At 64.7% G+C, this 14,674-nt stretch carries 12 protein-coding genes; 3 read left to right on the top strand and 9 right to left on the bottom strand.

Going from position 1 to position 14,674, the window contains the following annotated elements:
• Positions 1-8 precede the first annotated feature (8 nt).
• Together LCF60_RS03560 and LCF60_RS03555 are read left to right on the top strand one after the other, a co-directional pair.
• Positions 9-1,118 (top strand): phosphatase PAP2 family protein, encoded by a 1,110-nt coding sequence (locus LCF60_RS03560; protein ID WP_292289685.1) that lies wholly within the window; start codon positions 9-11, stop codon positions 1,116-1,118.
• 3 nt (positions 1,119-1,121) lie between these two features.
• Entirely contained in the window at positions 1,122-3,179 is a 2,058-nt protein-coding gene (locus LCF60_RS03555) for a S8 family serine peptidase (RefSeq protein ID WP_292289684.1), read from the top strand.
• Between the two features lie 64 nt (positions 3,180-3,243).
• On the opposite strand, the gene LCF60_RS03550 is transcribed toward LCF60_RS03555, so the two are convergent.
• From LCF60_RS03550 to LCF60_RS03510, 9 genes are all read right to left on the bottom strand, one after another.
• On the bottom strand, positions 3,244-4,815 hold the full coding sequence (locus LCF60_RS03550) for a flotillin domain-containing protein (RefSeq protein WP_292289682.1): 1,572 nt from the start codon (positions 4,813-4,815) through the stop codon (positions 3,244-3,246).
• Between the two features lie 13 nt (positions 4,816-4,828).
• Positions 4,829-5,635 (bottom strand): coniferyl-alcohol dehydrogenase, encoded by an 807-nt coding sequence (locus LCF60_RS03545; RefSeq protein WP_292289680.1) that lies wholly within the window; start codon positions 5,633-5,635, stop codon positions 4,829-4,831.
• Between the two features lies 1 nt (position 5,636).
• Positions 5,637-7,103 (bottom strand): aldehyde dehydrogenase family protein, encoded by a 1,467-nt coding sequence (locus LCF60_RS03540; RefSeq protein WP_292289679.1) that lies wholly within the window; start codon positions 7,101-7,103, stop codon positions 5,637-5,639.
• 1 nt (position 7,104) lies between these two features.
• On the bottom strand, positions 7,105-8,250 hold the full coding sequence (locus LCF60_RS03535) for an ATP-binding cassette domain-containing protein (RefSeq protein WP_292289678.1): 1,146 nt from the start codon (positions 8,248-8,250) through the stop codon (positions 7,105-7,107).
• A complete protein-coding gene (locus LCF60_RS03530; protein WP_292289677.1) occupies positions 8,243-8,974 on the bottom strand; it encodes an ABC transporter ATP-binding protein in 732 nt (243 codons plus the stop codon). Before LCF60_RS03530 ends, LCF60_RS03535 begins: the two co-directional genes overlap by 8 nt.
• Before the next feature lies 1 nt (position 8,975).
• Positions 8,976-9,911 (bottom strand): branched-chain amino acid ABC transporter permease, encoded by a 936-nt coding sequence (locus LCF60_RS03525; RefSeq protein ID WP_292289676.1) that lies wholly within the window; start codon positions 9,909-9,911, stop codon positions 8,976-8,978.
• Positions 9,908-10,774, bottom strand: coding sequence for a branched-chain amino acid ABC transporter permease (locus tag LCF60_RS03520; RefSeq protein WP_292289675.1), 867 nt, complete (start codon positions 10,772-10,774; stop codon positions 9,908-9,910). The genes LCF60_RS03525 and LCF60_RS03520 overlap by 4 nt, the downstream gene beginning before the upstream one ends.
• A gap of 65 nt (positions 10,775-10,839) precedes the next feature.
• Positions 10,840-12,039, bottom strand: coding sequence for an amino acid ABC transporter substrate-binding protein (locus tag LCF60_RS03515; protein WP_292289673.1), 1,200 nt, complete (start codon positions 12,037-12,039; stop codon positions 10,840-10,842).
• A 30-nt stretch (positions 12,040-12,069) separates the two neighbouring features.
• On the bottom strand, positions 12,070-13,461 hold the full coding sequence (locus LCF60_RS03510) for an aldehyde dehydrogenase (protein ID WP_292289672.1): 1,392 nt from the start codon (positions 13,459-13,461) through the stop codon (positions 12,070-12,072).
• Between the two features lie 128 nt (positions 13,462-13,589).
• Between LCF60_RS03510 and LCF60_RS03505 the strand changes: the two genes are divergently transcribed.
• Positions 13,590-14,510, top strand: coding sequence for an AraC family transcriptional regulator (locus tag LCF60_RS03505; protein WP_292289669.1), 921 nt, complete (start codon positions 13,590-13,592; stop codon positions 14,508-14,510).
• Positions 14,511-14,674 lie beyond the last annotated feature (164 nt).

The following is a 14,674-nucleotide window of genomic DNA, read 5'->3' as shown; positions in this document are numbered from 1 at the left end:
ACAGAACTATGGCTCAGTATGGTGGTTTGGGCGGACTGGGTGGCCTGGGAGGGCTGGGTGGTTTGGGCGGCCTTGGAGGACTGGGCGGCCTTGGCGGCAGCACCAATTTCACCGGGCTTGGCGGGTTCCTGGGCGTTGAAGATCCCGGCGGCCACGACCCGATGACGACGCATGGCCTGCAAACCACGGCCGAGGGTCTGCGCCACCTCACCGAAGGCGGCACGATGCCCACCGACCAGGAGCTTGGGTTTTCCGACCCGAACACCCTTGGCGGACTGGCAACCTGGGTGCGCGGATCGCTTTATGTCAGTGAATTCCTCGCCGGCATCGGCTCAGAGGCCATCGACGGGACGCCGCAGAAGGCCACGTTGTCTTTCGACGGTCAGACCTGCCTGACGCTTCACCGGCCCGGAACGCATCTGTTGCGGGCGCAATGCCGGTTCGTGTCGGATTACGCCACCCTGCGCGCCGAACGCAGCGCCGAGATCACGTCGCAGCTTGGCTTTCCGACGCCCTATTTCGCGATGATGCTGGGCCTGCACAGCGCGCAGAACACCAAGACGTTCGAACTTATCACGGCCACCCAGGTCGCCGCCGCGCATGCCGCCATGATCGTCAAGAACCATCTCGCGATCCGCCGGCCGGACCAGCTGGATGCGCGGCTGATGCCGATGATCCCGACACCGGGGCATGGCAGCTTTCCGTCGGCGCATGCCACCGAAGCCTATGCCGTGCTGACCGTGCTTGAGGCGCTGATCACGGCCTGGGACAGTCTGTCGGACGGCCCTCAGCGCATCGCGGTGCTGCGCGGGCTTGCCGAACGGATCACGGTCAACCGGACGGTGGCGGGTGTGCATTACCCCATCGACAGCTGGGCCGGGGCGACCCTGGGCAAGATCGTCGGACAGGTTGTGCTCAACCGCGCCGGCGCGGGGTCGGCAATCGACGTGATGACCTACACCCCGGACGATCACGACTTCTTCGACGAAGATCACCGCACCGGAAACATTGCCTCCGGTATGGGCCTTACCGCCACCGGTGACAGTTTCACGCTCGACAGCAAACCGGCCTTCAGCTGGCTCTGGTCCGGCGCGGTTGCCGAAGCGCAGAAGGTCTGAGCGATGTTTCCGCATCGCCATGATCACGAACGGATCGACAAGTATACCGGCCCTTACGAGCGGTGGATCTTTTCGCAAGACCTCGGTCGCCCCTTCGCCTTTCCGGCCATTCGCAACGGCCCGTCGACCCACATCACCGCGCTGATGGAGGGGGACGGGATGCTGGCGGATACCGACGATGTGACCATCCGCATTCCGCCGCTTTGGAGCGAGCGCCCCAACGTCACGCCCTTCGTCATGTGGAACACCGCGATCGATCCCGAAGCGCCGGTCACCGGGGAAGACGCCGAACTGGCGCGGTGCCTGCACGCCCTGAACGGAAGCCGGTACCGGCTCAACATGCCGATCGATCCGCGGACATGGCCCGAAACCTACGCCGAGGGTGCCGCGCCGCAGGGCTGGACCCCGCCCAAGACCAAGCCGCGCGTGATCATCGGCGTGATCGACGACGGCATTCCCTTCCTGCACCGCGCCTTCCGCGACAGCGCGGACGATACGCGGATCAACCTGTGCTGGCTTCAGGCGGCCCGGGCAAACGCTTCGGCCGCGGTGCCCTTCGGCAAGGAACTGACCAGCGGCGCGATCAACCGACTCAGGCTCGAACATGGCGATCACGAACTGCGGGCCTACCGGGCTGCCGGTGCGATCGACCGCGACGTGCCCGAGATCGACACCGTCCTGATGCACCACGTCACCCACGGCGCGCATATCGCCGGAATTGCGGCTGGCAACGATCCTTTTGTCGGCGCGCACTCCCTGCCCGACGATGCGGCGATCCTGGCGGTTCAGCTGCCCAACACCATCGCCTGGGACACCTCCGGCTTCGGCAAGGAGATGATGATGCTGAGCGCGATCGAATATATCTTCAATCGCGCGCGCATGATCGCTCAGGCCTTCGACGGCGAAGAGATTCCGCTGGTCGTGAACTTCAGCTATGGCTGGAGCGCCAATCGCCATGACGGCAAATCAAGCTTCGAACGGGCGGTGGATCAGCTGATCGTCGCCCGCCGTGCGACGCAGCCCTGCACCGAGCTGGTCATGCCCACAGGCAACAATTTCGCCAAGAAGATGCATGCGCGGTTCTCGGCGCGCGAGACGACCGAAGGCGCGGTCCGTTTCGGCTGGCATCTCAAGCCCGACGACCGAACGTCAAGCTATCTCGAGATCTGGTTGCCGCCCGACCGCGACCCGCAGGGCTGGACCGTTACGGTCACGCCGCCGACAGGCAGCGGGGTGCCTGAACTCAGCATGCCGATCACAGCCGATCCAGACTTGGAGGACGGTGATCCCCGGCGCTTTGTCGAAGTGGAAAAGGACGGTGCCAACATCGGACAGCTTTCCGCCGACAAGCATCTGGACAACCGCTGGCGCGTCATGCTGGCGATGACCCCGAGCGCGGGGTTTCCGGCAATCGGACGGCGCACACCGGTCGGCCTCTGGACCATCAAGATCGACACCGGAGATGATCCGCTGCCGAACGGCGCGCATGTCGACATCTGGGTTCAGCGCGACGATGACCCGAGCCAGCTTGGCACCGGGGGGCAGCAAAGCCATCTTGTCGATCTGGACCGGCCGGAACCGCCCCGCCCGCTGGAACGCCCTGCCCTGACACCGGTGCGCGGCTATGGTTGCCTGAACGGCATCGGCACCGCCCCGTCGGCGTTCCGCGTCGCGGGGTACATGCTGTCGACGCTGAAGCCATCGGATTATAGCGGCAGCGCCTCGGTGGCAGTGAACGCGGACGACACGCCGCAGGTCGATGCCAACCTGCCCACCGTGACGGCCACAGCCGATCAGGGCTGGTTCCGGCCGGGCTTGCCGTCGATCGGCACCCTGTCTGGATCGGGTTCGCGGATTGTCGGCACCAGCGCTGCGGCGGCCACGGCCACGCGGCTGATCGCGCTGAATTTCCTGTCCGGCAGGCCAGCGTGCGACGGGTTCGAGACGCTTTACCCGGAATTCGCTCCCGAGGCGCGCATCCTGGCGCGGACGGGTCATTTCCGCGTGCCCGAGGTCTGTCAACAGGCCCTGAAACGCAAGCCGCCCTTTGTAGGCGCCTGACCCGCCGCGGCCCGGCACTTGTGCCGCGCAGCGCTGGAAGCCGCCTTGGTGCGGCGTTGCGCCGTCAGCTCTTGTCCGGTTGCGGTCTGTCTTTCGCGTCCAATGCGGTGACGTCCATGTTCACACCGATCGCGTCGCCCAGTTTTTTCATCGCGGGCAACGAGACCGCCATATCGAGGATCGCATCCACGGTTTGCGTCACCGGTGACGTCGGACCGCCAGCGTCGGGTCCAGCGCGACCCAGACCGGAAACCTGGTTGATCGAGATGCCGTTGATCTTTTCCGCCGGCTTGACCATTTCGGCGAGAATCTGCGGCATCGCCTTTAGCCGGGCCAGTTCGAGTTCCATCGCGACCTGTGCTTCCGACCGCGCGTTCTCGGCATTGATCTGGGCGAGGTTGGCTTCGGTCTCGGCCAGGCGCATGGCCTTGAGCGCCTCGGCTTCCTCGCGCTTGGCCGCGGACTTGTCGGCAGCGGTCGCCTTGTCCGAGGCCGCGGTGATCCGGGCGCGCGCGGCGGCGGCCTCTGCCTGTTCCTGGGCGGCCAGAAGGGCCAACGCCTTGCGCCGCTCGGCTTCGGCCAACTGGCGGGCCGTATGCACCGCCTCGGCGGCTTTCACGGCTTCGACCCGCGCGGTGTCGGCCTCGGCATGGGCCTTGCTTTCCTCCTGCGACTTGGCGGCAAAGGCGATGGCGCGGTTCTGCTCCGCGACTTCCAGCGCAAGGGCCTGGGCGATCTCCGCTTCGCGCAAGACTTGCTCTTTGGCAAGATCGGCGGTGGCGATATCCTGCTCCATCCGGATACGCGACTTCGCAGCGGCGCGTTCGCTGTCGGCCTTGCGCGCGGCGATCTCCGACAGTTGCGCGGCGACCAGTGTTTCCACCTCCTGCGTCTGGGCGATTTCCGCGCGACGCTGCTCGAGGTCGATCTCGAGCTTGCGCCGTTCGGCGTCCATCGCCGCGCGTGCGACGCTCACCTGGCTGTCGCCTTCGATCTCGGCGCGCTCCTTCTTGGATTTGGCGATGATCTCGGCCAGTTTGCGCATGCCGACCGCGTTGAAGGCGTTGTTCTCGTCAAGCGACGCAAACGGCGTCTGGTCCAGCGCGGTGAGCGACACCGAGTCAAGTTGCAGGCCGTATGTCGCCAGCGTGTCGGTCAGGCTGTCGCGCACCTCCTTGACGAAGGTGGCGCGATTTTCGTGCAATTCGTCCATCGTCATTCGTGCCGCAACCGAGCGGAGCGCGTCGATCATCATCCCGTCGATCAGGCTTTTCAACTGGTCCGGCTGAAACACCCGGTTGCCCAGCGCCTGCGACGCCCGCGTCACCGCATCATCGTTGGGCGTGACACTGGCGTAGAATTCGGCACCGACATCGACCCGCAAACGGTCCTTGGTGATGAGCGACGAGTCTCCCGCGCGCGCCACATCCATGCGCAGGGTCTGCATGTTGACCCTGTTGATCTCGTGGAAGTAAGGGATAGCCAGCAAGCCGCCGTCGATCACGACCCGCCGCCCGCCAAGGCCGGTGCGGACAAGGGCCACTTCGTTGCTGGCCCTTTGATAGAAGGCCGCCGCCAAGGCGATGATGATCGCCACGATGACCAGAAAGATGATGATCCAAGCAAGTGCAGCCATGATGTGGCCTCCCTTAAGATGACAACCCGTGCATGTCGCACAGGATGTTAGATGACATGCCGCCGTCCGCCGGAATGTTGGTGCCGCGAATCCAGCGCGTCATGTCCGACAGCAGGAATGCGACGATCGGGGCCAGATCGGCCGGCGTGCCGGGGCGATCCATGGTGCGCATGTCCTCTTCGGCCCGCGCGCCCAGTGTTTCGATGAAATCCCCCAGGATGGGTGTATCGACCGGACCGGGGCTCACGCAGTTCATCCGGATGTCGCGGTCGCGCCAGGTCCAGCGGTTCTGCATCGTCCAGGCGATCAGGGCCTCTTTCGAAAAGAAGTAGCTGCGCCCGCCTTCGCTGGTGATCCGGTGATCGTCGGCAAAGCGGGCCGCATCGTCGACATGCACGTCTTCGCTTGCCCGGATGGCCGGGATCGCATCGGGCCAGCCGAAACCGGCCAGCGAGGCGAGGTTCACGATGCTGGCCCCGTCGTTGAGCTTTGGCATCAGGCCAAGGGTCAGGTGCTTCAGTCCGAAGAGATTGACCGCAAGCACCTTTGCCGCCGGGGCGGTCGGTGGCAGGCCGGCGATATTCGCCATGCCGTCGATGCCGTCTGGCAGCACGTCGATCAGCGCATCTATGGTGGCCCCGTCCGACAGGTCGGCGCGGTAGAACTCCTCGACATGGTCGAACTTCTTTGTCACGTCCACGCCCAGGACCCGTGCGCCCATGGCGGTGCAGACCCGTGCAGTTTCCTGGCCGATGCCCGACGCCGAGCCGGTCACGAGGATGGTCTTGCCCTTGAGCAGCGGAGCGCGTTCCCAACCCATCTCAGAACACCGGCGGATAGGGACGGCCGCCACGATCGAGCGTGATCCAGCGGGTTTCGGTAAAGGTTTCCATCGACCACTTGCCCCCGTGCTTGCCGACGCCTGATGCCTTGCTGCCGCCGAACGGCACGTGCGGTTCGTCGTTCACCGAGGAACAGTTGACGTGGCACATGCCGGTTTGCAGCTTGCGCGACATCTCGAGCGCCCGGTGTTCGTCGGCGCTGATGATCCCCGAACTGAGCCCGTATTCGGTATCGTTGTTCAGCGCGATGGCCTCGGCATCGGTCCGGAACGGCACGACAACCGCGACCGGGCCGAAGGTCTCGTCCTGCCAGACGGCCATGTCGGGGCTCACATTGGTGAGAATCGTCGGTTCGACGAAGCGGTCGCGGATGTGGCCGCCCAGCACGGCCCTGGCGCCCTTGGCCAGCGCATCCTCGATCTGGAACTTCACGCGCTCGACCTGCCGGTCATTGATCAGCGGGCCGATGACGTTGCCCTGATCGGCGGTGTCGCCGGTCTTCAGCTTGGCCGCCCGCGCCACGAATTGACGCAGAAACTCGGGATAGATGCTTTCGTGCACAAGCACCTTCTCGACGGACATGCAAATCTGCCCCTGGTGCATGAAGGCACCGAAACTGGCCGCCGAGGTGGCGCGTTCCATGTCGGCATCTTCCAGAACGATGAGGCTGTCCTTGCCGCCAAGCTCGACGCAGGCTTTCTTGAGATGCGCCCCGGCCTTGGCGGCGATCTGCCTGCCCACGGGAGTCGATCCGGTAAAGGAGATGCCCTTGACCAGCGGGTTCTCGACCAGTTCATCGCCCATTTCGCCGACCCGGTCGCGCGAGCAGGTGATGACGTTGAACACCCCCTTGGGCACGCCGGCTTCCTCCATGATCTCGGCAAAGAACAATCCGCCCGCGTAAGGCGTGTCCTCGGAAGGTTTCAGGACGATGCTGTTGCCGGCGGCCAGCGGAAAGGCAAAGCCGCGCGATGTCAGGATGCCGGGCATGTTCCACGGGCTGATGACGCCGACCACACCCATCGGCACGCGTTCGACCATCGAGACCTTGCCGTGCTGCGAGGGCAGCATTTCACCGACCGCATTATAGCACATGGCCGCTGCGGCGCGGAACACTTCGGGCACGTAGCCTGCTTCGAACATGCCCTTGCCGAACCATCCGCCCCCTTCGGCCTGTGCCGCCGCGACAAAATCCATCTTGCGCCGTTCCCAGATGTCGGCGGCTTTCAGCAGGATGCGGGCGCGTTCCTGGAAATGGAGCGCGGCCCAGCCGGGGAACGCGGCCTGCGCCGCCGCAATGGCATCGCGGGTCTCGGTGCGGCCCCCGTCGGGGATCAGCGCCCACACATCGCCGGTGGACGGGTTGATGTCGTCAAAGCTGCGGGCGGTATGAACCCAGTCGCCGCCGATATACATGCCTTTGATCTGCGTAGGATTGTCAAGCATCTCAGGACCTTTCAAATTCGGAACCGCCGGGCCGACGGCGATACACTTCGACGCGCGGTGCCCGGTAGACCTCAATGACGGGGGGCGGCGTGTCGTCCCGGCGCTGCGGCGCGGGCGTTGCGGACACCACCGGGGTCGTCCGTGCAGGCGCGGCTGTCCGGGGACGATTGCGGGCTTTCTGCGCGGCGCGTTCGATCTCGGCCATCGTGGCGGCAAGCCGGTCTGTCGGCACCTGTGCCGTGGCCGTCGCCTTGGGACGCTGCTGCGCGGTTTCGTCCCTGCTCTGCCGGCTGGCAGAGGCCACGAGATCGGCGACAGAACGCCCCAGGATCGTGTCGGCTGACTGGGTCTGACGGCTGCGCGGCTTGATGGCAAAGGTCGCAGCCTCGGGTGCATCTAGCGGCTCCGGCTCTGGCTGGGCCGCCGGGGGTGTGCTGCTGCCCGCGCCAAGATAGGCCGCCTGCACCGCCGGGTCGCGGATCATGTCGGCGGCGGTGCCTTCATGCACGACACGCGCGTTCTCGATCAGGTAGCACCGGTCCGCGATGGCCAGCGACTGCTTGGCGTTCTGTTCGACCATCAGCACACCGATGCCCAGTTCGCGCACCTTCGAGAGGTTCTGGAACAGCTCTTTCGACAAGAGCGGAGACAGGCCGAGCGACGGCTCGTCCAGCGTCAGGATCGACGGGTTCGACATCATGGCGCGACCGATGGCAACCATCTGCTGTTCGCCGCCCGACATGGTGCGCACGATCTGCCTGCCCCGTTCGCGCAGTTTGGGAAACAGCGTATGCACGCGGTCCAGTGTCAGATCTTCGTGCTCGCGGGCGCGTTCGGAATAGGCTCCAAGCGTGAGGTTCTCGGCCACGGTCAGATCGGGGAACACGCCCCGTCCTTCCGGCACGAGGGCCAGACCGGCATCGACAATCCGGTTGGCGGACAGTTGCACCAGGTCGGTGCCGTCAAGCCGGATACTGCCCTGCACGGACCCTTCGCAGATGCCGCTGGCAGCCTTCAACAGCGTGGATTTTCCCGCGCCGTTTGCGCCGAGAATGACCACGATTTCGCCTTTGCTCACATGGACCGAGGCGTTTTCCAGCGCGCGGTGCTGGCCGTAGCGGACGCTGACATCTTTCATCTCAAGCATCGTCGTCTCCCAGATAGGCGCGGATGACCTCCTTGTCGGACAGGACTTCGGTTGGAGTGCCTTCGGCGATCTTGGACCCTGCGGCCATGACGACGCAGCGGTCGCAAAGCGACCGGATCGCGTCCATCACGTGTTCGACCAGGATGACCGTCCGCCCTTCGTCGCGCAGCGACCGGATCAAACCGATCCCGATCTGCAACTCGGTCGGATTCAGCCCCGCGAGCCATTCGTCCAGCAAGAGCACCTTTGGATCGCTGGCCAGTGTCCGCGCCAGTTCCACGCGCTTGGTGTCGATATAGGTGAGCTGCCCGACCGCCATGTCGCCCTTGCCGCCAAGCCCGACCTGATCGAGAAGCTGATCGGCGTGGTCCCGCGCCTCGCCGCCCCACCGCCTGCGATGTCCGAACACCGCGCCGGCCACCACGTTTTCGCGCACGTTCATCGACGGCAGCAGGCGCACCAGCTGAAAGGTCCGGCTGACGCCCTTGCGGGTGATGGTCTGCGGCGGCAATCCGGAAATCCGGTTGCCCCAGAGCGAGACCTGCCCCGAGGTCAGCGGCAAGGCACCCGAGATGAGGTTCAGCGTCGTCGACTTGCCCGAGCCGTTGGGTCCGAGGAGCCCGACCACCTCGTGCTCGGACACGTCGAACCCCATCGCGTTCACGGCCGTCAGACCGCCGAACCGCTTGGTGACGCCGCGCAGGGAAAGAACCGGGGCCGCCATGTTATGCCTCCCTCCGGTGGCCCGTACGGGTCAAGGCCCGGTCCAGCAGGCCGACAAAGCCGTTGGGCAGAAAATAGACGATGATCAGGAACGCGACGCCGATCACCAGTGTCGATTGATTTGGAAAGTTGGCCGAGACCGCTTCGAGCAGGAAGGTGAACGGGATCACCCCGACAAGCGGCCCCCACAAGCGGGACGCCCCGCCCAGAAGCGCCATGATCACAACCTGGAAGGACAGGATCGGCGCAAAGGCCAGCGATGGCTCGATATAGACATAGCGCGGCGCCAGAATGGCCCCGGTCATCGCGGCCACGGCCCCCGGCACCATGAAAAGCAGCACCTTGGCCCGTGCGGTGTTGATCCCGGAATGTGCCGCGACGGTCTCGTCGTCCCCGATGATCCGAAGCGCGAAGCCAAGGCGGGACCGGCCGATCAGCCATCCGGTCACAAACACCGCCGTCACCAGCCCCAGAAGCCACCAGTAGATGCCCGCCTCGTCCAGATCGGTCAGGACATAGAGCCCCTTCTGGCCGGAATTGTTCTGCACCCAGGTGATGACCTGCCGGACAAGCTCGGCCAGTCCCAGCGTGAAGATGACGAAATAGACCCCAGACAATCGCAGCGTCGCCAGCCCGACGAGTGCCGCCAATACGGCCCCGATTGCACCGGCGATGCCGATCAGCCCCCAGTATGGCAAGCTGTCGATCCCCAGCCCGGTGACATAGGTGCCCACACCGAAGAAGGCGGCTGTCGCAAGGCTGATGTAATGTGTCGGGCCGGAAAACAGCGCCCAGGAGGTGGCCAGCGCGGTGAACATGGCGATCGTCACGCCCAGCCCCAGCCAGTAGCCGCTGCCCGAAAGCGGCAGCAGCGCGCAGATGCCCAGCGCCAGGGCCGCCAGGACAAGGTTCCGCAGGTCGGATCCGGTCAGGCTCATGTGGTGGTCTTTCCGAACAGGCCCTGCGGACGGAACAACAGGATACCGAGAAACAGGATATAGGCAGCGGCAAGCGTGAGACCGGGATCGAGAAGGCTTGCCACCGCGGTCTCGACGATCCCCAGCAGAAGCGCCGCCACGATCGTGCCACGCACGTCACCGACCCCGCCCATGATCACGATGATCAGCGCCTTGAGGGTAAACACCACGCCGGTGGACGCATCCAGCGTCAGGTAGGTCGAGATCAGCGCCCCACCCACGGCTGTGACCGCGCCGCCGAGGGCGAAGGCCAGGGCCGACAGGCGTTTCACGTCGATGCCCACCAGCCGGGCCGAGGCCGGTGCCGTGGCGATGGCGCGGATCGAAAGACCGGCGCGGGACCGGTTGAGCCAGAGGTAAAGCGCACCGCAGATCAAAACGGCCATGCAGAAGGCGATGACGCGATTTGCGCCGTAGGTGCTGCCCAGCAACTGGAGTGGCACGGCCATGAAGCTGTAGGAGAAATAGTCGCCGCCGAAAAAGCCCAGCATGAGTCCCACGCCGATGAACGACATGCCGAAGGTGGCCAGAATGCTGTCGGTCTCGAGCTGGCCGCGCGTCTTGGCGCGGTTCACCAGCGGCTGGAGCATGACTCGGTAGATCAGCCAGTTGAGCGCAAAGGCCAGCGGCGCCACCAGGAAGATGGTCAGGAGCGGCGAGAGCTGAAGCGAGACATAGGCAATGAAGGCAAGGTACCCGCCCGCGACCAGGATCTCGCCATTGGCGAGATTCATGATCCGCGCCACACCATATTGCAGGTTCAAGCCGATCGCGATCAACGCGTAGGTGCCGCCCAGCAAGATGCCTGTGATCAGAATGTCCAAGATTGCGGGTCCTTTGCGAGAATGGTGCGGGACGGCGGCACGCGCGCCGCCCCGCTGTCAGGGCGTTATTTCCAGCCGTCTTTCAGGATGACCGGCGCGGTACCGTCGCGGCCGCGCGAGGCGACGCCGACAAAAACACCGTCCTGCCACTGGCCCACGGTCCAGAAGGCAGGGTTCGAGTTGTTTTCGTCGAAGGCGATCGGACCGAGGACTGTCTCGAAGGTGGTTTCGCGCAGATGGTCGGAAACCGCCTCGCGATCCAGTCCGACAGCCTCGATCGATTGCGCCAGGATCTCGAGCGACGCATAGGTCGTGGCAGAGGCCCAGTAATCCGGCGCGGCTCCCGTCAGCTCCATGTGCGCCTTGGCGTATTCCTGGAAGGCGGGACTGTCGGGATTGACCCCGCCCGCGCCCAGAACGCCGTCTGCGGCAGCCCCGAAACGGCCGCCATAGCTTGGGAAGGGTGTCGCCACGGCGGTGTAGAAGGCCTGCACGTCAATGTCTTCGATCATCGCCTGTTCGGTCAGGCCGAAGGTGTCGGGCGGATAGGACCATGCGACGAAGGCGTCAGGCTCGGCCGCTGCCGCGCCCTTGATGACCGGCGAAAGATCCTGGGTGCCCAGCGGATAGGAAGTCTCGTAGACCAGCTCGAAACCGGCTTCGAGGAACAGCGGCTTGGCGGCGGTTGCCAGTTCGATTCCGAAGGCATCAGCCACGTTGACCATGGCGACGCGGTTGCCCAGGTCACCGGCTTCGCGCATGTCGGTCAACACGCCGACCAGATCGGCGGCAAGCGCCGTCGTGGTGCCAAGGGTGAAGAACATGTTGGGAAACTTGTCGGACAGCTCGGGCTGCTGGTCGGTGATCGCGGACACCGCAATCTGGGGATACCCGTAGCGGTCGAACAGCGGCGCCGCGGCAAGGTTGAGCCCGGTGCCGTAAGGCGCGATGATGAAATGCGCCTCGTCCTGCGTGGCCAGCCGCTGCACGGCCTTGATCGTTTCGCCGGGGTTGGTCTGATCGTCATATTCGATCAGCTCGATCATCATCTGCTCGCCATCGACGGTCAGGCCGCCGGCGGCATTGACCTGATCCACCCACAGGTAGATGCTCGGCCACTGGGTCACGGTCGCACCGCCCGCCAGCCCGCCGGTCTTCGGAGCCACGGCGCCGATGCGGATGGTGTCGGCACTGGCAGCCGTGGCCGTCAGGGTGCCTGCGAGCGTCAGGGCGCTGACAAGTTTCAGAAATGGTCTGCGGTTCATTTGGGTTCCTCCGGTTGCAATGGTCTTTTTCTAGGACACCCGCGGACGCATGCTTTGATGCGTGGCGATCCAGCGGGTTTCGGTAAATTCGTCGATCACGGTCTTGCCGCCAAAGCGGCCATGGCCGCTCAGCTTCATGCCGCCGAAGGGCATCGCGGGGTCGTCATGCACGGTCGGGCCATTGATCTGCACGACACCGTATTCAAGCACATCCGCCACCGCCTGGGCCGCCGCGAGGTCGCGGCTGAAGACTGCGGCGTTCAGACCGAATTCCGACGCATTGGCGATGGAAATGGCTTCTTCGGTGTCAAGAACGCGAATGATGCTTGCGAGCGGACCAAAGGCTTCCTCGTGGAACACCCGCATGTTGGACGAGATGCCATCGAGCACCGTCGGTTGAAGCCCCCCGTCCACAAGATCGCCCCCGGCGACAAGCCGCGCGCCTTTCGATACCGCGTCCTCGACCAGCCGATGCACCCGCTCGGCCGCGTCCGGAGATACCATCGGACCGAAATATTCGGGGTTGGACGTCGCGTTCATGTTGGCAAGCCGCGCTTCGAACCGGGTGACAAACGCATCCGCGACAGACTGGACGACGATGATCCACTCGGTCGACATGCAGATCTGTCCCTGGTTGAAGAAAGCCCCGAAACAGGCCGCATCGACGGCGGCCTCCAGGTCGGCATCTTCCAGCACGATCAAGGGCGCCTTGCCCGACAGTTCCAGCAGGACGGGCTTGAGATGGCGCGCCGCTTCCATCGCGACATCCCGCCCGACCCGGGTCGAGCCGGTGAAATTGATCCGGCGGATACAGGGGTGGGCGATCAGCCGGACCATGGTGTCATGGGCATCGGCGGGAGTGTTGATCACGCAATTGAGCACGCCATCGGGCAAGCCCGCCGCGTTCAGCGCCGCAACCAGCCTCTGGTGGGTCCGCGGGCACAGCTCGGAGCCTTTCATCACCACGGTATTGCCGCAGAGCAACGGGCCGGCGACGGCCCTGACCCCCAGGGTGATCGGAGCGTTCCAGGGCACCATGCCCAGGCACACGCCGGCAGCCTGCCGGCGCATGATGGACATCTTTCCCGTGTCGGGATCTTGGACCCGCCGGTCATCGAGCTCTGCCGCCAGGCCGGCGACAAAATGCAGCTTGCGCTTGGCCAGGTCCAGGTTGAAATCGATCCACGAGCGCGACGCCCCGACTTCGGCGGCCGCCAGTTCAGCAAGATCGCCCCGCGCACGATCAAGTTCGTCGGGCATGCGCAGCAGGACCTCCGCGCGGTCGGCGGGCGTCATGCGTGACCACGGCGCAAAGGCGGCCGCTGCCTTGTCGGCGGCTGCATCGGCATCCAGCACAGGCGTGTCATGCGCTTTCACACGCACCGCCCGAGCGTGGCCCATCAACGGCCTCGCTGCAGTCACGTTGTTCCTCCCTGACCCGCGACGATGACAATTCAGCCGTCACGGGTTTTGTCTCCCTTGCGTAAACTTATGCCGAGACAGCCGTAGAAAAATATTGATCCTTGGGTATTTTATGTCAATTTCTGGCCATGTCAGCTTTATCGCCTTCGTTTCAGTTCGGCTTGACGCAGAATGCGGGCATCCATGCAGAAACCTTTCAAAGCGCCCTGCATGACCGGATTCTGAGCCGCACGGTCGCTTTCACCGGCCGCTCATGGAGCTGCATCTTCCTCTCGTCGGGTCAGATCACCCGGCTCTCGTCCACCGAAGAACGGCCCATCGCGGCCCCGGTCTTCCTGTGGGAACCCAAGGACGAAACGGTGCGAATCCGGGCCCATGCGGGCAGCAACGGCACGATCATGACGCTTGGGGAGACGACGCTTGCCAACGCGATCGGTCACAGGCCCGAAGCCGCTGCGCTGCGGCTCATGACGACGCGCGATTTTGTCCTGAGCTTTGCGACCAAACCCGACATCCGGGACAGCGCCCGCGATTGCTTTGCCGCCATCCTGCAGGAACTGGAGGCCAACCAGGCCGGCAAGGAAACCATTGTCGAGGCACAGATCAGGATCCTGCTGGTGCTGCTGTGGCGGGCGGGGGTCGAGGATGTCATCCAGACCAGCGGCTATTCGAACTCGACCCTCACGCTTGAACGGTTTCGGCTGTTGGTAGAAGCCCATCTGCGCGACCGCTGGCCGGTCTCGCGCTTTGCCCGCGAACTGGGCATTTCCCCGGACCGGCTGCACGACATCTGCACCAGAACGCTTGGCAAGCCACCACAGCGGCTTGTTCAGGAGCGCACCGTGTTCGAGGCGCAGACGCTTCTCGAAAGATCCCATCTGACGATCGACCAGATCGCCGACTATCTGGGCTTCCGCAACACGTCCCATTTCAGTGCCTTCTTCAAGACGCAGACCGGCTTTCCGCCCGGTGCCTTCCGCAAGGCGATCGGCCGAAAGGACCAGGCGGCGAAACTCGCCCAGTCCCGCAGCCTCGCGGATTGGCCCTGAGCCGTTGCCGATTGCGCTCTGAACAGCCCGGATCGTGCGGCTGAGAGGGCGTGGTTGCAGCCCTCCGGTCTCGAACAGCCCAACGCGGCAGGCAGATTTGTGAACCCGTTCACATCGGATGAGCCGCATTTCCGGCAAGGTGGTTTCAGGGCTCGATGACGGGT

This window comes from Marivita sp. (genome assembly GCF_020055635.1).
Taxonomy (GTDB): domain Bacteria; phylum Pseudomonadota; class Alphaproteobacteria; order Rhodobacterales; family Rhodobacteraceae; genus Marivita.
The sequence above is the reverse complement of the archived record's forward strand: the minus strand, read 5'-3'. Positions and strand labels throughout refer to the sequence as shown.

Excerpts from the sequence above, each read along its gene's own strand:
- LCF60_RS03535 (WP_292289678.1), bottom strand. The coding sequence starts at position 8,250 with ATGCTTGAGATGAAAGATGTCAGCGTCCGCTACGGCCAGCACCGCGCG.
- LCF60_RS03525 (WP_292289676.1), bottom strand. The coding sequence starts at position 9,911 with ATGAGCCTGACCGGATCCGACCTGCGGAACCTTGTCCTGGCGGCCCTG.
- LCF60_RS03560 (WP_292289685.1), top strand. The coding sequence starts at position 9 with ATGGCTCAGTATGGTGGTTTGGGCGGACTGGGTGGCCTGGGAGGGCTG.
- LCF60_RS03515 (WP_292289673.1), bottom strand. The coding sequence starts at position 12,039 with ATGAACCGCAGACCATTTCTGAAACTTGTCAGCGCCCTGACGCTCGCA.
- LCF60_RS03540 (WP_292289679.1), bottom strand. The coding sequence starts at position 7,103 with ATGCTTGACAATCCTACGCAGATCAAAGGCATGTATATCGGCGGCGAC.
- LCF60_RS03545 (WP_292289680.1), bottom strand. The coding sequence starts at position 5,635 with ATGGGTTGGGAACGCGCTCCGCTGCTCAAGGGCAAGACCATCCTCGTG.
- LCF60_RS03555 (WP_292289684.1), top strand. The coding sequence starts at position 1,122 with ATGTTTCCGCATCGCCATGATCACGAACGGATCGACAAGTATACCGGC.
- LCF60_RS03550 (WP_292289682.1), bottom strand. The coding sequence starts at position 4,815 with ATGGCTGCACTTGCTTGGATCATCATCTTTCTGGTCATCGTGGCGATC.
- LCF60_RS03530 (WP_292289677.1), bottom strand. The coding sequence starts at position 8,974 with ATGGCGGCCCCGGTTCTTTCCCTGCGCGGCGTCACCAAGCGGTTCGGC.
- LCF60_RS03505 (WP_292289669.1), top strand. The coding sequence starts at position 13,590 with ATGTCAGCTTTATCGCCTTCGTTTCAGTTCGGCTTGACGCAGAATGCG.